Raw genomic sequence first — 16,643 nt, 5'->3', positions numbered from 1 at the left:
GCGGCCGATACATTTCCACCGCCTGACCCATCTTCGCGAATGAATTCGCTCCCACAGTTGAGTCCGTGCTAGGCCCGGACTTCGCGGCGCAGATGGACCCTGTAGGAGCGAATTTATTCGCGATTGGCCGGTGCAGCCGAGCATCTCCATCGCCTGACCCACCTTCGCGAATCAATTCGCTCCTACAGTGGGGGCCGCGTCTGGCCCGAACTCGCGGCGAACAGGCAATTCTGTGAGCGTGGGCTTCATCCAATCGGTCGTGCACACATCCCGAAAACTCCCGTGTTAATATCCGCGCCTGCAACCGAGGCGCCAGGCAATGACTGCACAGAACATCATCACTGAACGTCGAGTCGTACTCGACACCGAAACCACCGGTATGCCCGTCACTGATGGCCACCGGGTGATCGAGATCGGGTGTGTCGAGGTGATCGGTCGGCGGTTGACCGGGCGTCATTTCCACGTGTACCTGCAACCGGACCGTGACAGCGACGAGGGCGCCATCGGCGTTCACGGCATCACGGACCAGTTCCTGATCGGCAAGCCGCGTTTTGCCGAAGTCGCCGATGAGTTCTACGAGTTCATCAAGGGCGCGCAGCTGATCATCCACAACGCGCCCTTCGACGTTGGCTTCCTCAATAACGAATTCAATCTGATTGGCCAGCACGACCGCGCCAATCTTTCCAGCTATTGCTCGATCCTCGACACCCTGGCCATGGCCCGTGAGCGTCATCCGGGTCAACGCAACAGTCTCGACGCCCTGTGCAAACGCTACGACGTCGACAACTCCGGTCGTGAGCTGCACGGCGCGTTGCTCGACTCCGAGATTCTCGCGGATGTTTACCTGGCGATGACCGGTGGCCAGACGGCCCTGTCCCTGGCGGGTAACAACGATGGCGAGGGCGGTGCGGACCGTCCTTCCGAAGTGCGGAAGATCGTCAACCGCACGCCGGGCCGGATCGTCATGGCGAGTGAGGCCGAAAGGGCCGAGCACGAAGCGCGTCTGGCGGTCATCGCCAAGTCGGCTGGCGCTCCGGCACTCTGGACTCAGTTGCTGGAAGCGCAGGCCCAGCAAGCCTGAGCCGCCAGGCAGGCTTGACTCCGTTCATCCAAGGCGCAGGAGGCTCCCGGTGACAATGGCCAGCCCGACCCTGAGCATTCGTGTCGCGAACGAGTGCTTCGAGGATTACATCCTCAACTGCGAATTCACCTTTGAGGTCACCGGCTACGCGCAGGTGCAGATCGGTCAGCCCGTGGCGCAATGGCCTGTGACGCCGGTCGAACCTTATCTAAAGAATTACGGGATTGATTCGGAAGAGTTCTGCAACTACCGCGACGGTGGCGACGGCACCGTGTTGGTGGCGTGGCTGGACGAGGACCCGGTCGGGCATATCGTCATCAGCAAACACTGGAATGGTTTTGCCCACATCGATGAGCTGGCGGTGGACACCGTGGCCCGGCGCAACGGCGTTGCCGGGAAACTGCTGGACGTGGCACAGTTCTGGGCCCGCAAACACTACCTGCCGGGCATCGTGCTGGAAACCCAGAACAACAACTTGGCGGCGTGCCGGTTGTATGAAAACTACGGGTTCGTGGTCGGCGGAATCGACCACCTGCGCTACCGCGCCATCGACCCGACGACGCAAGAATCAGCGATCTTCTGGTACCTGCTTTTCGACTCCGTCGACTCCGTCGACAGCTCCGAGCTATAAGCTACAAGCCTCAAGCTGAACAACGCACTTCCAGACACCGCGCACTGCTTTTAACTTGCCGCTCACCACTCGAAGCTCGTGGCTGCTTCACGTGCGGGTGAGTTTGATCCCTGACTGCACCAATTCGAATTCATCGCCACCCAAGTGGTTCACGCGGTCGCCAATGGCCAGGCGATAGGTGGACACGGGCTCCTTGCCGTCAGCCTCGTCGGGCTGTGATTCGCGGAATTCATGCACCGGGTAGATGCGACCTTCCGCATCTCTGGCATGAAATTGCCCAACTAGAACTGAAGCCATTTGCTTTGTAACCTCTGGAAATAACTGCTCGTTTTCGCTCGCATCGTACCACTGCGCGCCGTGAATCCGTGTCCGCTCGTAAGGCAAATCCGTAGGATCTGTAGGCACCTTCCTCGCTCAAGCCTTTCAGACCGCCGTTTTGAGGGGGAGTTTTCGTTGAGGGAAAAAATAGTCGCGACCAACGGTAGGTGTGGACGCGACGAGATTCGCCACGAAGATCGGCGGATTCGATGAGTGGCAACCAAAAAACAGGGCGGACTGAACGGCATCTTTCATCTATAACTGTCCACTCCTCCATCAGAAGAAGGTCAGCTTCATGAGCCAGCCCCATACCATTGCAGTGATCGTCGGCAGCTTGCGAAAAGACTCCATTAACCGCAAAGTCGCCCGCGCACTGGCAGAGTTGGCACCGCCCAGCCTGAAACTGAGCATCGTCGAAATCGGCGACCTGCCGCTGTACAACGAAGACATCGACCTCGATTCTCCCCCGGCCGCCTACACCGCATTCCGCCAGTCGCTCCAGGGCGCCGACGGTTTCCTGTTCGTCACCCCTGAGTACAACCGCTCGGTGCCCGGTGCACTGAAAAACGCCATCGACGTGGGCTCGCGTCCGTACGGCAAGAGCTCGTGGGGCAAGGCCAAACCTGCGGCCGTGGTGAGCGTATCGCCGGGTGCCATCGGTGGTTTCGGTGCGAACCAGCATTTGCGCCAGAGCTTCGTGTTCCTCGACGTGCTGTGCATGCAGCAACCTGAGGCGTATCTGGGCAACGCCGGGACGTTCTTCGATGAGCAAGGCAAGCTGAGCGAGAAGACCCGCCCGTTCCTGCAGGCCATCATCGATGCATTTGCGGCGCACGTTGAGCGCACGCTTAAGGCCTGATAGCTGAAGCCTCTGTAGCAGTCCGGCTTGCCGGACTGCTACAGGGTGCAGGGTTCTCGGAGATTCTGCGGCATTTCCCCGTTTGCCAGACGCCGGTTGATGTCGGCGATCACCTCGGGCAACTCATTAATCGTATCGACGAGATAGTGCGGGCGTGAGCCTTCGAACAATGCGTGAATACGTGTGCGCTCGGCGTCCAGCCTCTCGGGTGTCAGCGCTTGATACTGTTCGTGCGTCATGCCCAGCGCATTGCCCGAGCAGAGCAGTGCCACCGTCCACATTCCTGCACGTCGGCCTTCGAGAATCCCCGGTACGGTGTCGTCGACCTTGACACACGCGGCCACGTCATCGATTCCCAATGCAATCACGTTAGCGAGCGCCTGAGCAGGCCAGGGGCGCCCGTTTGGCACTTCATCAGTGGCGACCACGTGGTCGGCCACGTAACCGTTTTGCGCGGCCAGTTCGACGACTTTTTTCATCACCACCGCCGGATAGCCCGAGCAGGAACCGATTTTCACTCCTTGCTGGCGCAGACGGGTGAGGGTGTCCAACGCGCCGGGGATCAGTGCCGAGTGCTCGGCGATTTTTTCGATTTGCAACGGCATGAAGCGTTCATAGATCGCCGTCACGTCCTCGTCTGTGGGCACGCGGCCGAACACCTTGCGGTAACGCTCGGCAATCGGTGATTGATCGCACAGCGTCCGAATGTGGTCCCACTTGCCCATGCCCATGGGGCCGCGGGCTTCTTCGATGGAGACTTGCACCTCGAACTCGGCAAAGGCCTCGACGAAAATCTGCGTCGGGGCGAATGAACCGAAATCGACGACGGTGCCTGCCCAGTCCAGAATCGCTGCTTGCAGGTGAGTAGGGTGCTTATAGTTCATCGGTCAATCCTTTACGTCGTGGCGAATTCAGGGTTAAAAACAAAGGAGTGAGGCTCAGATGTCCAGCACCTCCATTTCCCGCAGCACGTCGCCGATGGCATCGACGGCAGCCTGCATACCTCGGGCGTCCACGTCGCCGATGCAGCCGACGCGAAAGGTCTCGACCTGGGTCAGCTTGCCCGGATAAAGGATGAAACCCTTGGCCTTGACCCGCTCGTAGAAATCCTTGAATTGATAACGGGCATCGCGTGGGGCGTGGAACGTGGCGATGATCGGCGCCTGGATGTCGGCCGCGAGAAAACTGCGCACGCCCAGTCTGGCCATGCCGTCCAGCAGCGTTTTGCAGTTGGCGGTGTAGCGAGCATTGCGCGCGGGCAGGCCGCCTTCTTCCCGGTATTGCAGCAGGGCTTCGTGCAGCGCCGCGACCACGTGGGTTGGCGGGGTGAAACGCCATTGCCCGGTCTTGGCCATGTAGGCGTACTGGTCGTGCAAGTCCAGCGCCAGCGAGGGCGAATGGCCCGCTGCGGCATCCAGCGTTTCGTCGCGGACAAAGACGAAGCCCATCCCCGGCACGCCCTCCAGGCATTTGCCCGAAGCGGCTATCAACGCGTCGAACGGGATTGCAGCGGCGTCCACTGGCAGCGCGCCGAATGAACTCATGGCATCGATGATCAGCCGTTTGCCGTGGTGAGCGACGACCTCCGCAATCGCCGGCAGCGGGTTGAGGATGCCGGTGCTGGTTTCGCAATGAATCAGCGCGACATGGGTGATACGTGAATCAGCTCGCAACATCGCTTCGACATCGGCGGCCGTGGTGGGCTGGTCTTCCGGGGTTTCGAAGGTGCAAAACGCTCGGCCCAGCACGTCGCAAATCTTTGCCAGTCGTTTGCCGTACGCGCCGTTGATCAGCACCAGCACCTTGCCATCGCGAGGCACGAGCGTACCGATGGCGGCTTCGACGGCGAAGGTGCCACTGCCCTGAAGCGGTACGCAGCGATGGGTGCCGTGGCCGTTGAGGATGTCCAGCAATTGCGAACAGACGTTGGCGGTCAGGGCATTAAAGCGTTCGTCCCACGAACCCCAATCGACCATCATTGCTTGCCGGGTGCGGGCGGACGTGGTCAACGGGCCGGGTGTCAGCAAAATGGGTGCGGTGTTGCTCATGATGGGGCCTCGCAGTGTCAGGACGTGATGGGGCTACGTTGACGATCGGACGGCTATCAATCAAATTGCTTGTTGTTATCCGAACTATAAGTCAGGCCGATTCATGAACCTCTTTCAACTGCGCGCCTTCGACGCCGTGGCCCGCGAAGGCAGCTTCACCCGCGCAGCCGCGCGCCTGTTCATCAGCCAGCCTGCTGTGACCGGGCACGTGAAGGCGCTGGAAGATCGCTACCAGATCACCCTGCTGCGGCGCACGGCGCGGCGGGTCGAATTGACGGAAGAGGGGGTGAAACTCGCGGCGATCACCCGTGCGATGTTCGGCATGGCCGAGGAAGCCGAAGCGCTGTTGGAGGCCCATCGTGAATTGTTGACGGGGCGTCTGGAAGTTGTGGCGGATGGGCCGCACTTGGTGATGCCCATGTTGGCTCGGCTGCGGGCGAAATTTCCGGGGATCACGGTCAATCTGCGCTTGGGCAATGCTCAGGACACCTTGGCCGCGCTGGTTTCGGAACATGCCGATGTGGCGGTGTTGACCGAGGTGGAATCGCGCAAGGGCTTGCATGTGGAGAACCTGACCCAGTCGCGGATCTGCGCGTTATTGCCGGTCGGGCATGAATGGGCGAATGAGATCGAGATCGCGGTTGGGCGTCTGGATCGGCGGATCATGGTGCTGCGCGAATCGACCTCGGTGACCCGCAAGACCTTCGATGCGGCGTGCGCTTTGGTCGAGGTCAATCCACGGGTGTTACTGGAGCTGGACAGTCGTGAGGCGGTGACGGAAGCGGTGGCGGCGGACCTTGGCATCGGCATCGTGTCGTCGGTCGAAGTCAGCCACGACCCGCGCGTGGTGGCGGTGCCGCTGGTGGGGGAGGGATTGGTGAATCAGCATTTCATCAGTTGCCTGGCCCGGCGACGGGAACTGCGATTGATCCAGGCGTTTTTTGCGCTGGCCCTGTAGCGATCGGCTCGCCCGCGCTGGCGTCAGTGAATCTGAGATATCCGCCTGCGTGCACAGCATTATGTAGCGCAGGGCGTGCGAGGTTTCTCCCTACGCTCCTTGGCATGTGGCCCATGGCCGGTGAACACCGGCCTGGGCATTTCGTGAAAAGGAGCTTTCATGTCTATTAATACCGTCAACTATTTCCACCGGGCTTCGCTCAGGCAGCGCTTTCTCGATGGCCTGGATGACGCTGCGCAAGCCCGTCGCCTGACGGCCGACGAGCGCGTATGGCTGCAATGCCTGGCCCACGATCCCGACGAGGATGACCCGGATCCGCTGAGGGTGGATCGGCTGGTGTTCAGCGATGGCACCCAACGGCCCTTCGAGCTGACCGCGACGTTGATGCTCAGCCATGGCCAGACCGACGATCCCCATGTGTATCTGTTCAGCCTGGCGAACGGCGTCGAAGCCTTCGAGGATCGCCGTGCGCTGCTGGCCCTCCTGCGTGAACGTTTCGCCGGCGGCGCCGACACCCTGTTCGAGTACGAAAAGATCGAAGGCGACCCGTTCAGGGCGCAAATGCTGGCTATCGTCGATCGGCAGGTGGAGGCGGTCGGGCAACTGACGACGCAATTGAGTCAGATCCCCTCGCTGCTGGAGGCCTCCACTGCATCGCTGAGCCGGGAGCTGCAACGCTTGCTGCCGCACATGCCCCTCGACCCGGTGACGCATGTGTTGCAGATCACGCCCATCGACGACGGCGATGCCGAGCCAGACCTGGTGGTTCAGACCTTGGCGCAAGCGGCATTCGACGACAGCTGCAAGGTCACGCTGGATGTCGGCTATGAGCGTCGGTTCCTCGACACCCGGGGATTGCTGGCGACGACGGCGGACAGCGCGCTGTTCCATCAGGCTTTCACGGCGACCCAGGCCGGGCTAGAGGCGTGCCATCGTGAATTGCTGACGGCCTACTGGCGCGCGACGGTGTCCGGCCCGACCACCCGACGCGCCCTGGCCATTGAGGCGTTCGTCGCTAGCTTGCGCCGCGAACTGTATGACCACCGTAACGATGGCACCTTGCACGTGGACACGCTCAATGCGCTGCTGCCGGTGTTGCAACTGCCGTCAGGAACGGTAGGCGGTGATCTTCGCTGCCATCGTTTGTCGCTCAAGGCAGGAGACGGCCCCGCCTCACCGTTGGCCGCAACCTTTCTGGTCAAGCCCGCAAACGGAGCCGAGGGGCAAATTCTCTGGTTCTCTCCCGATCATCGGCTGCTGCATTTTGCCGACCTGGCAACATTGACCGGGTTCCTGTCCACGGTGGCCGGGCGCGATCGGCTGCGACCAGCCCTGGCGTTGGCCGATCAAGCAGTCCTCGACAGGGCAGGGGCGTTGGAGATCGAGCTGGAAGAAATCCTGACGCCGTTGTGCGCTGAACGTGTCGACTCGATCATCGCCTTGCAGGCACGCAACCTAGCGTTCGCCATGAGCCTGCCTTGCGCCTCGGAGCAACTGACGGCGATGCTCGATGATGCGCTGGACGTGCGTGGGTTGCTCGACCCTCGGCAATTAGCGTTCGGGTCGGGGCGCTGGCGTGAGGGCAGTTCGACCGATTTCACTCAAACGTGGCTTAAGCGCGAAGCGGCAACGGTGCCGGCCGAACCGATGATCGTGCCGGTCATCGAAGCGGCCCCGGAGCCTGTCGCTCAGGTGAGCGAAGCGGTCAACTCATCCGAACCTGTCCCGGCCGGCGAACTGACCGAGCCCGCGCCAGAGCCTGCTGATAAAGAAGACGAAACGCCCGTCCCCGTGCGCTCCCTGAGGGCCTCTTGGGTCGAGTATGCCCAGGCTTTCGACGCGCGGGCCGGGCGCCTGCAACAGCTGGACAATGTGCTGATCCAGTCGGCCAGTCATACGCTGCAGCGGTATCTGTGCGTGCTGTTCGACGGCTACCTGCCTGCGCAATCGTTCAAGGCTCAGTGGCTGGAATCGGGACCGGCGGACACCTCCGATGTGGAAGGGCACAGCGTATCGGTCAGTGAATCACTGCATGTGGTCACGCTGGACCTGGTTTCGTTGCTGCTTGAATGCGTGAGTGGCCACCGCTCCGCGGCGATGCACCGCAGTACCCGTCTCAAGGTCGATGCGATGGTCTCGATGGGGGCGCTGGAAACCGACCTGATCAATCACTTGCTCACCGAAGGGCTTAGGGCGTTCGATCAGCGATACGTCGAGGCCTTCAAACAGTCCAGGCTCGGTGTGCAGCGCAAAGATGATCAACACTCGACGCCGGACCAGGTTGCGCTAAGCACTCGCGATGATGCGATTCGCCTGGACTTGTCTCTGGCCAAGCGTCAAGCCAGGATCGACAGCACCGCGGTGACCCTGGTTCGGCAGGTGCTGGATCGCCCGATTCGTGGTCTGCGTCTTGCGTTGGGCGTTCCTGTGACGGAAGCGTACTCGGTGTCGTTCGCTCATGGTGATCAACCGGCGGCTTCTTTGTGCGATACGCTGGTGCTCCGGCAGCCTCTGAACCCCGACAGTCCGGTGCTGTTGTGGTCGTGCGAGGTCGGCTGGCGTCAGTTCGCGTCGATCGAACGCATGGAAGCCACTGTGCGGTACAACGTCCAAAACGATCGCGAGCGCTGGTTGCAGCTCCTGAGTGAAGAGGATCGTCGTGCGTTACAGGCGAAGCTATCGAACGCGACGGACAGCGATTTCCGAATTGAGCTGACGCGTCTGGACGGTCACACGTCGCGAGCGTTGCAAGACCGCATGATGACCCGCCAGCACCAAAACCTGCAGCTGTTGTGCAGGCGAGCACGACGTTGCCGTTTCGAGGCCGGCCTGTTCACGCGCCTGGCGAGCGCGACGGAACTGGATGATCTGCTGATCGGGTCGCTAGACGGCCTGTCGGTGAGAATCGACAACAGCATTTTCGAAGCGATGCTGCCGTCATGGGTGAGCGAGGCGTCGATCGCCGAACTGGTGGATTACTACAACATCTTCAAACGCTATTACCAGAACAGCGACGACGGCAGGGATTTCCTGTTTGGCATCCCGAGCTTGCAGGATCTGGCGCGACAACGACTGACCGAAACCTTGAAGCGGGATTTTCCCGCCGAGGCATTCGACCCGGATCAGATCACGGTCACGTCGCGACGCTACGTCACGGCGTTACCCGCCACCGGTGAATTGCCTTCGGGGGTGCCTGCCGCCACTGAGGTGCGCACTGAGTCCCTGATCGACTATGCGATCAACCGCTTCGTCGATGCTCAGGACGCGGCGCTCAGTGTGCATTACACCGGACCGTCTCACCGTGGCGCAGCGCTGACGCCCGATTACCTGCGTTCGCTGGTCAGGTCCGTGGACGTAGGCGCGGCCTACACCACCTTGCTGCGCAATGCGTTCAATCCCACCGAGCCTCACTATGCCGCGCGCCAGCGCCTGTTCATTGGCCAGTTGCCTTCGGCATTGATGTCGGTCGCGCTGCCGGACAAGGTCCAGGACAAGCTCAGCGCCACTGCCTATGAATTCATCGCCCGCGTGCTGGACATGCCCGACGGCATCGCCCGCGAACCGATCGGTGGCACGTGGGTCATCTTGAGCCAGTTGCAGTTGGTGGCAGACGAAGGCATGACCCCCGATCCGGTTACCGGGGTCTATCTAATCTGCCCGACGGCACCCGATGCCGGGCCTGTGGTGCTATATGCGGTTTATCACGAAGCGTTCGTGTTCCGTGAATACGCCAATCGCGAGGCGCTGCTGAACGCCATTCGTACGGACGCATCCCTCCAGCTATTGCTGCTGGAGCGCTTGGCGCCGGACGTGCATCGCCGCTACGCCCACGGCGGTTTCATCGAGCCGCATCTGCCGTTTTCGACTGAAGCCTTCAATGAACTGCCGGTGCGCGCGCCTGGGCCTGTCACGCTGAACATTGCCGAAATCAAAGGTAACGCGTTGCAAACGTTGTTCGCTGGCACGCTGGACCTGCTGGTGGCGATGGGCACGTCCAATTCGGTGACCAACGCCCAGGCCGATGATGCAGGTCGCAGGTTTTTGGCCACACTGGCGCTCAGTCAGGCCCTCACGCTGCTCCCCAGCAAGTTGGCTTCACTGGTCACCCTCTGGCAGAGCCACACGCTGTTCCGGAGTTCTGCGGTGTCAGCTTCTCGGCATCGGTGGGGGAAGGCGTTGTCGGAGTTCACCTCGGCACTGGGACTGATGGTGACGGCTCGGCAACAGTCACTGGAGGAACCTCCTCAAGGGGGCGCAGCGGCTCCGTTGGCAGAAGTCGCGGAGGAAGAGGCGGCCACTTCGTCTTTTTCCTGGGGCCGGACGACCCTGACGCCGGAACAACGCGTCAGGCTTCAAGGGCTGGAGGCGCAAAACGTCGCGCTGAATGAAATGCGTCACGACGAATTGCTCAACCTGTATTTCGACAGGGAAGATGAAACGCCTTATTCCGTCGTGGCCGGCCGTGTTTATCAAGTCAAACGGTTGGCTGAACGGGGCGAGTGGATGATCGTCGGTTCAGACAACGCGCCGGGACCGAAAATCGTACTGGACAGCAACCAGCGCTGGCAGTTGGATCTGGACCTGCGCCTCAGAGGCGGCGGGGGCGCCGTCACCCGCTTTCTTGACACCGCCTCCTCCGCCAGCGCCGAGGGCTGCATGGTGATCGAGGCCAGCGGCATGGCCGAGATCCGTCAAGCCTACCGTTACCGTGCCAGGCGCATCGCCGAGGCCCATTCGCTCGCCAGGCAATACTTGGAAAATTGTCTCGACAACCTCAATGCCCGTCAGGCGGACGGTACGCTCGACACGCGCGTTGCCGGCATCGTCGGCGAATTCTTCGGAACGGCCAGCCCCGATCAGGCCCTGTTGACGCGGGTGCAGGTGGCCGTCAAGGCGCTGCTGGATGGGGTGATGGACCCCTCGTTGTCGCCATTCTCGTCAACCCGTTTCGTGATCGGGACCAACCGGCCAGGGCGCGGGCATGTGACCGCGTTCATCATTCCGATGGACCCTCAGCACCGGGTGTTTCTCACGGACCGTTTCTTCCGCCCGCCGCGTTTCCGGCTCAAACCCGCCGCCGCGCTTGAGGGCTTCGAGACAACCCCGCATTTCCAGGCATCGACCTTGATCCATGAGTTGTCGCACTGGGTGCTCGATACCAAGGACATCGCCTACCTGGAGTCCAACGCGCCTTACCCTGACTTGCTCAGGGAGGATACGGCAGCCAATGTGCGCATGCGGGCGCAGATCGAACGCATGCAGGACTATCGGCTTTCGCATCGCACTCCCCAAAAGGATTTGTTCACGCAGGAAGAGGACGGTCACTGGCGGGATGTACGTCGCGACGATGCGCTGGGGTATTCGAGCATCTTGCGGATCACAGGCGCGAAGACCCTTGACGAGGCCCGGACGGTCTTTCTGGCCGATGTCGACAAACGCAGTCAGGTCATGCTCAAGAATGCGGATTCCGTCGGCTTGATGATCCTGCGCCTGGGGCGACGCAACTACACGGCATTGAACCCTTGAGAAGAACGAGACCGGGCTGAACCGGCGCTTGGCACGGCCCTCAGTCAATCCGGAAAAACCGCCTCGGTGTACAGCGTTATGTAACGCAGGGCACCGAGGATTTCTCCCTACGCTCCTGACATTGCTGCCCTGACCCGGATGTACGCCGGGCCGGGGTGGCCACGCCAAAAAGGAGCTTTCATGTCTACCCCGTCCTTCCCTTATTTCCATACGGCCAACCTGCGACAGCGTTACGTTGACGAACTGGAAGATGCGCTGCACGACGCTCGCTTGAGTGCCGTCGAGTGCCACTGGCTCCAGGCGTTGATCCGCCCGCAGCGTGCCGACGATCTCGACCCTGTGCGGATCGATCGCCTGATCGCCGCCAACCCGTTGCACCGACATGCCGAGCTGTCGGGCGCGCTGTTGCTCAGCCATGAGCTGACCGACGTTTCTGAAGTTTATCTGTATACCCTGGGCCTGGGCCTCGAAGTGTTCGCCGACCGCAGCAGCCTGCTGACCGCGTTGCGCAACCGTTATGCCGCAGGCGATGAGGCCGCGATCTTCGAATACGAAAAAATCTACGGTAATCCGTTCGAAGCGCAAATGCTCGCCCTCGTCGATCATCAGGCCGAGCGCGTCGGAACGCTGACGGCGCGGTTGAAACAGACGCCCGGATGGCTGGATGACTCGACAGGTTCAACCGCCGAGACGCTTGCTGAGGTATCCCGCCGGTGCAGCACGCGGCTCGCGTCGTTCTGGCGCACGGTGGAGGGTGCATCTACACACAGGGATTTGGCCATTGAGGCGTTCGAAAACAGCCTGCGTGACCGGGTATATCGCCGAGAGGGGGCTGGCCTGTTGACCCCGGAAGTCCGGAAGGCGCTGTGTGCCGTGCTGCACCTGTTGCCGGGGCAGGGGACGTTCGACAGCCATTTACGCTGCTATCAGCTGGCGCTCAGGGTCGGGGACAGTGCGGCCTGTTCATTGGCGGGCACCTTTGTGGTCAAGCCAACGGCCGGTGCCAAGGGGGCGCTGTTCTGGTATTCCCCCGATCACCAATGGCACAGCTTCGCCGACACCGTCGCGCTGACCGCGTATTTTGCGACCCCGGAAGGGAGGGCCCAGGCCGCTTACGCACTGGCCCTCTCCGAACATGTCATGTTGCAGCGCGAGGGCGAGGTGCGGATCGGTTTCGCCGAACTCCAGACCCGGCCCTGTGAGCTACTGATCGATTCGATTCTCGCCCTGCAGGCGCGCAACCTGATGTACGCCTTGACCCTGCCTCAGCGGTCGGAAAAACAGGCTGCGATGATCGACGACGCACTGGATATTCGCCAACTGCTGGACCCACGCCAATTGTGTTTCAGTGCGGGGCGCTGGCGTCGGCAGGCGCCGTTCGCCTTCATGTCCGTCTGGCAGCGGCCCGCTTCCTCCACACTGCCGTCCGCTTCCGTCTCCCCTACGCACGAAGAGAACAGTCCGGCGTTGGCGCCGCTTGCCGAGGCGACCGCTATCGTGTCCGTGCCCTCATGGCGAGACCTCACCCGTGACTTTGACCGGCGTACCACCGAACTGCGGCAGCTCGACAACACGTTGCAGGCCTATGCGGAACAGGCGCTGCAGCGTTACCTGTGCGTGTGGAGCCAGGGGCGTCTGAATGCGTCGAATGTCCACATCCAGTGGCAGCGTACTGATCTGGCGAGTGTGTCAACAGCGCCCACCGTCGCGACACAGGACATTGAGACGCTGGACCTGATGTCATTGTTGCTGGAGCGGGTGACGGGGCGCTGCGGCCCTGAGCTTCCGGCGGGCGCACGCGTGAGGATGGACAACCCGACAGCTCCCGGGCAGTTCCCGGTGGCGTTGGTCGAACACCTGTTGCGCACCCTCACGCCTGACTTCGTCGAGGGGTACATTCGTCAATTCGAGGCGTCGCGACGAGAAGGGCAGCGGCACGGTGATCGTCCTTTGCAGCCCGAACGCGAAGCGCTGAAGTTGCGCGAGGACGCCATGCGACTGTATGCAGCCTTGGCTACGCGGCAGAAATGGATCGATGCCCCGTCCGGAGACCTGATCCGCCAGATGCTGGATCAACCCGCCCACACGGTGCGTTCGGCGTCCCATCCTGAAGCTGCGGAAGCGTTCGAGGTCTGGCTGACGTATGGCGACGCCTCCAGCGTCAGGTTATGCGACGCGATGGTGCTTCAGTCGCCGCAGCCGCAGGCCCGCTCGCTGGTGTTCTGGTCGAGCCTGACTGGCTGGCGCTCGTTCAGGTCGGGCGCACGTTTGCAACGCATGCTCCAGAGCAAGCTGGCCGGCGCGGAGCGCGATGATTGGTTGCAGCTGTTGAGCGAACGCGACCGCGTGCGCCTGGAGCGTCATCTGGCGCAAGGGCCAGACAGCCCAGTACGGGTTCGGCTGGACCGGATCGACGGGAACGCCCTTGACGCCTTGCAAGAGGGGGTGTTGCAACGTCAATTGCAAGACGTGCGTCAGCTGTGTCTGCGCGCCCGACGTTGCCGATTCGACGCGCAACTGTTCAGCCAGCTCGCCGGTCACTGTGACACCGACGCATCCCTGTGCAGCCTCATCGACGGGTTGTCCGTAAGGATCGAAACCAGCCTCTTCGAAGCGCTGCTGCCCCCTTGGTTGAGCGAGGCGTCCATTGCCGACCTGGGGCTGTATTGCGATTTGCTCAAGCGCTATTACGAGGCCACCGACGGCGGCAAGGATTTCCTGATTGGCGTGTCCTCGCTGCACGGCTACGCACGCGGCCAATTGCGTGCGGGGCTGGAAGCCGATTTTCCCGGCCTGGGCTTTAAACCGGACGACATCACGATCACCTCCCGTGATTTCGTGAGTGCTTTTCCGCCCACGGGCGAGCTCCCGTCAGGCGTGCCCGCCGCGACGATCACGCACACCGAATCCCTGACCGAGTACGCGATCAATCGCTTCGCCAATCATCAGAGCGCCATTTTGAGCGTGACGTCGGAGGTGTACCCGCAGGCTGCTGAGACGATGACCGTGAACTATGTGCGTCAGTTGGTCCGGCGTTTGAACATCGGCGCGGGTTACGTGGCCCTGCTACGTGAGGCCCTTACCCCCACCGATGCCTTGTACGAGGCGCGTAACCAACTGTTCGTCAATCAATTGCCGCCGATGCTGATGGCGGTGGCGTTGGCGCAGAAACTCAAGGGAGAACTCAGTCCGGCCGCGTTTGACCTGGTGGTGGGCGTGCTGGACATGCCCGATGGCCTGGCGCGAGAACCCATCCATGGCGTGCGGGCGATGATCAGTCCGTTGCGATTGGTGGCCGACGCGGGCATGACCCCTGACCCTGTGAGCGGGGTGTATCTGATCGGCGCAGGGGGCGATGAGTCGGGCGTGCACGTGCTGTACGCCATGCATGATTCAACGTTCACGTTTCGCGAGTACGCCAGCCTGTCCGCATTACACGAGGCCATTCGCACCGACGCCTCGCTCCAGCAGTTGTTGCTGGCGCGGGTGGAGCCCGGCGTACATCGTCGTTATGACCATGGAGGCTTCATCGAGCCGCACTTGCCGTTTTCGGTGGAAGGGCTGGGCGATTTGCCCTTCCGCGCACCAGGGCCGGTGACCGTGGACGTCAGCGAGGTCAAGGGCAATGCGGTGCAGTACCTGTTCAACGGCGCGGTCAAGCTGTTGCTGGAGCTGAGCGTCGCGAACACCGTGACCAATGAGCAGGAGGATCAGGCAGGCCGAACCTTTCTGGCGACGCTCGGGTTCGAGCAACTGATAAGCCTGCTGCCCAGCAAACTGTCCGCCATGGTCACGTTGTGGCAAGGCCAGACGTTGCTGCGCGCGTCGGCCGCTTCGGCGTCCGGTCGGCATTGGGGCGAAGCGTTTTCGGAGTTTTCCGCAGCACTCGGTGTGATGGTGACGGCCCGAGAGCAATCCTTTCAGGAACAGGTTTCCGATGATCGGCTCGGCGGCGACGGTCTCACCGAGGATCAAGAGGCCCTGCCGTCGGCGTTTTCCTGGCGCAACACCGCACTGGATGCCGGGCAGAAGCTGCGCCTTAAAGGGCTGGAGGCGCGGGGTATAGCCCTCGCCGATCTGCGTCACGACCACTTGCTCAACCTCTTCACCGACACCGTGAATGGCGCAACCTATGCCGTGGTGAAAGGCCGGGTGTACCAGGTCCGGCGCATCGAGGCGGAGAACAACTGGGTCATCGTCGGTGCTGACGGCACGACAGGGCCGAAGCTGATCATGGACATCAACCAGCGCTGGCAGTTGGACCTGACCTTGCGTCTGCGGGGTGGCGGGGCGGTGGTCACCAAGATGAAAGAGGGCAAGATCGATAAGAGCGCCCAGGACATCCTGGTGATTGAGGCCCGAGGGATGCCCGAGATCCGGCAGCTGTACCGGGACCGCGCACGACGCATCGGGCAGGCTCATCTCAAGACCAAGTGGTATCTTGAAACCTGCCTCGACAACCTGAGTCCGCATCAGAGCGGGCAACCGCTGGACCCGCAGGTGACGCGCATCATCGCCGATCATTTCGGCGTCACCGTCCCGGACAAGGCGTTGTTGGACGAGACGTTGAATACGGCCAAGACGCTGTACAGCGCGATCATGGATGCCTCTCTCTCACCGTATTCGTCGCAGCGCTTTGTCATCGGTTCCACCCGTCCCGGGCATGAAATGGTCACGGCGTTCGTCATCAAGACAGACCCGAAACAGCGGCTCTACCTCACCGAGCAGTTTTTCGTTTCCCCTTCGTTCGCCATCACGCCCGCCGCGCTGGCGCAAGGGTTCTCCGTGGACGTGCACCACAGGGCCGCGAACCTGATTCACGAACTGTCTCACTTGACACTCGATACCCACGACATCGCGTACCTGGAATCCATGGCGCCGTACCCGGACCTGTTGCTCGATGACACACCGTACAACACGCGGGTTCGCGACAGCGTCGAGCGGCTACATACGAAGCGGCTTTCCCACCTGAGCGATCGGGATGCGTTGTTCACGCTGATCGACGCAGGCACGCGACGTGACATCGAGCCGGAAGACGGGCGGGGTTTTGAAACGATCCTGAGGATCACGGGGGCCCCGGACCTCGATGATGCCAGGGATGTATTTCTGTCCGACGCAGCGGTACGCCGCCGGCTGATCTTGCGCAATGCCGACTCGGTGACGTTGTTGGTGCTATTGCTGGGGCGTCGCAGTTTTGTGATGCCGAGCCCCTGACAGGCCCG

The 16,643-nt window shown here is 61.9% G+C and carries 9 protein-coding genes; 6 read left to right on the top strand and 3 right to left on the bottom strand.

The features are described 5' to 3' along the window. Positions 1-337 precede the first annotated feature (337 nt). Together dnaQ and GVN17_RS00135 are read left to right on the top strand one after the other, a co-directional pair. Positions 338-1,081, top strand: coding sequence for a DNA polymerase III subunit epsilon (gene dnaQ / locus GVN17_RS00140; protein WP_166593791.1), 744 nt, complete (start codon positions 338-340; stop codon positions 1,079-1,081). A 49-nt stretch (positions 1,082-1,130) separates the two neighbouring features. Next, on the top strand, positions 1,131-1,712 hold the full coding sequence (locus GVN17_RS00135) for a GNAT family N-acetyltransferase (protein ID WP_166593211.1): 582 nt from the start codon (positions 1,131-1,133) through the stop codon (positions 1,710-1,712). Positions 1,713-1,799: 87 nt separating this feature from the next. On the opposite strand, the gene GVN17_RS00130 is transcribed toward GVN17_RS00135, so the two are convergent. Next, positions 1,800-2,009 (bottom strand): hypothetical protein, encoded by a 210-nt coding sequence (locus GVN17_RS00130; RefSeq protein ID WP_166593210.1) that lies wholly within the window; start codon positions 2,007-2,009, stop codon positions 1,800-1,802. A gap of 316 nt (positions 2,010-2,325) precedes the next feature. Here GVN17_RS00130 and GVN17_RS00125 point away from each other — a divergent pair, with 316 nt between their 5' ends. Then, positions 2,326-2,889 carry an NADPH-dependent FMN reductase gene (locus GVN17_RS00125; RefSeq protein WP_166593209.1) on the top strand — a complete coding sequence of 188 codons (564 nt, stop codon included), beginning with the start codon at positions 2,326-2,328 and terminating at the stop codon, positions 2,887-2,889. Between the two features lie 38 nt (positions 2,890-2,927). On the opposite strand, the gene phnX is transcribed toward GVN17_RS00125, so the two are convergent. Next, on the bottom strand, positions 2,928-3,773 hold the full coding sequence (gene phnX / locus GVN17_RS00120; protein WP_166593208.1) for a phosphonoacetaldehyde hydrolase: 846 nt from the start codon (positions 3,771-3,773) through the stop codon (positions 2,928-2,930). A 54-nt stretch (positions 3,774-3,827) separates the two neighbouring features. Continuing rightward, entirely contained in the window at positions 3,828-4,937 is a 1,110-nt protein-coding gene (locus GVN17_RS00115) for a 2-aminoethylphosphonate--pyruvate transaminase (protein ID WP_166593207.1), read from the bottom strand. 103 nt (positions 4,938-5,040) lie between these two features. Between GVN17_RS00115 and GVN17_RS00110 the strand changes: the two genes are divergently transcribed. The 3 genes from GVN17_RS00110 (at position 5,041) to GVN17_RS00100 (ending at position 16,635) form a co-directional block, all read left to right on the top strand. After that, positions 5,041-5,895: a LysR family transcriptional regulator gene (locus GVN17_RS00110; RefSeq protein WP_166593206.1), complete on the top strand. Its 855-nt coding sequence runs from the start codon at positions 5,041-5,043 to the stop codon at positions 5,893-5,895. Between the two features lie 159 nt (positions 5,896-6,054). Then, a complete protein-coding gene (locus GVN17_RS00105) occupies positions 6,055-11,421 on the top strand; it encodes a dermonecrotic toxin domain-containing protein (protein WP_166593205.1) in 5,367 nt (1,788 codons plus the stop codon). Positions 11,422-11,601: 180 nt separating this feature from the next. Further along, a complete protein-coding gene (locus GVN17_RS00100) occupies positions 11,602-16,635 on the top strand; it encodes a dermonecrotic toxin domain-containing protein (protein ID WP_166593204.1) in 5,034 nt (1,677 codons plus the stop codon). Positions 16,636-16,643: the final 8 nt, after the last annotated feature.

Origin of the sequence: Pseudomonas sp. SLFW (assembly GCF_009905615.1) — a bacterium.
Classification (GTDB): domain Bacteria; phylum Pseudomonadota; class Gammaproteobacteria; order Pseudomonadales; family Pseudomonadaceae; genus Aquipseudomonas; species Aquipseudomonas bambusae.
The sequence above is the reverse complement of the archived record's forward strand: the minus strand, read 5'-3'. Positions and strand labels throughout refer to the sequence as shown.

Bases quoted from the DNA above. Each gene is read 5' to 3' on its own strand.
- GVN17_RS00130 (WP_166593210.1), bottom strand. From the start codon at position 2,009: ATGGCTTCAGTTCTAGTTGGGCAATTTCATGCCAGAGATGCGGAAGGT.
- GVN17_RS00125 (WP_166593209.1), top strand. From the start codon at position 2,326: ATGAGCCAGCCCCATACCATTGCAGTGATCGTCGGCAGCTTGCGAAAA.
- phnX (WP_166593208.1), bottom strand. From the start codon at position 3,773: ATGAACTATAAGCACCCTACTCACCTGCAAGCAGCGATTCTGGACTGG.
- GVN17_RS00115 (WP_166593207.1), bottom strand. From the start codon at position 4,937: ATGAGCAACACCGCACCCATTTTGCTGACACCCGGCCCGTTGACCACG.
- GVN17_RS00110 (WP_166593206.1), top strand. From the start codon at position 5,041: ATGAACCTCTTTCAACTGCGCGCCTTCGACGCCGTGGCCCGCGAAGGC.
- GVN17_RS00105 (WP_166593205.1), top strand. From the start codon at position 6,055: ATGTCTATTAATACCGTCAACTATTTCCACCGGGCTTCGCTCAGGCAG.
- GVN17_RS00100 (WP_166593204.1), top strand. From the start codon at position 11,602: ATGTCTACCCCGTCCTTCCCTTATTTCCATACGGCCAACCTGCGACAG.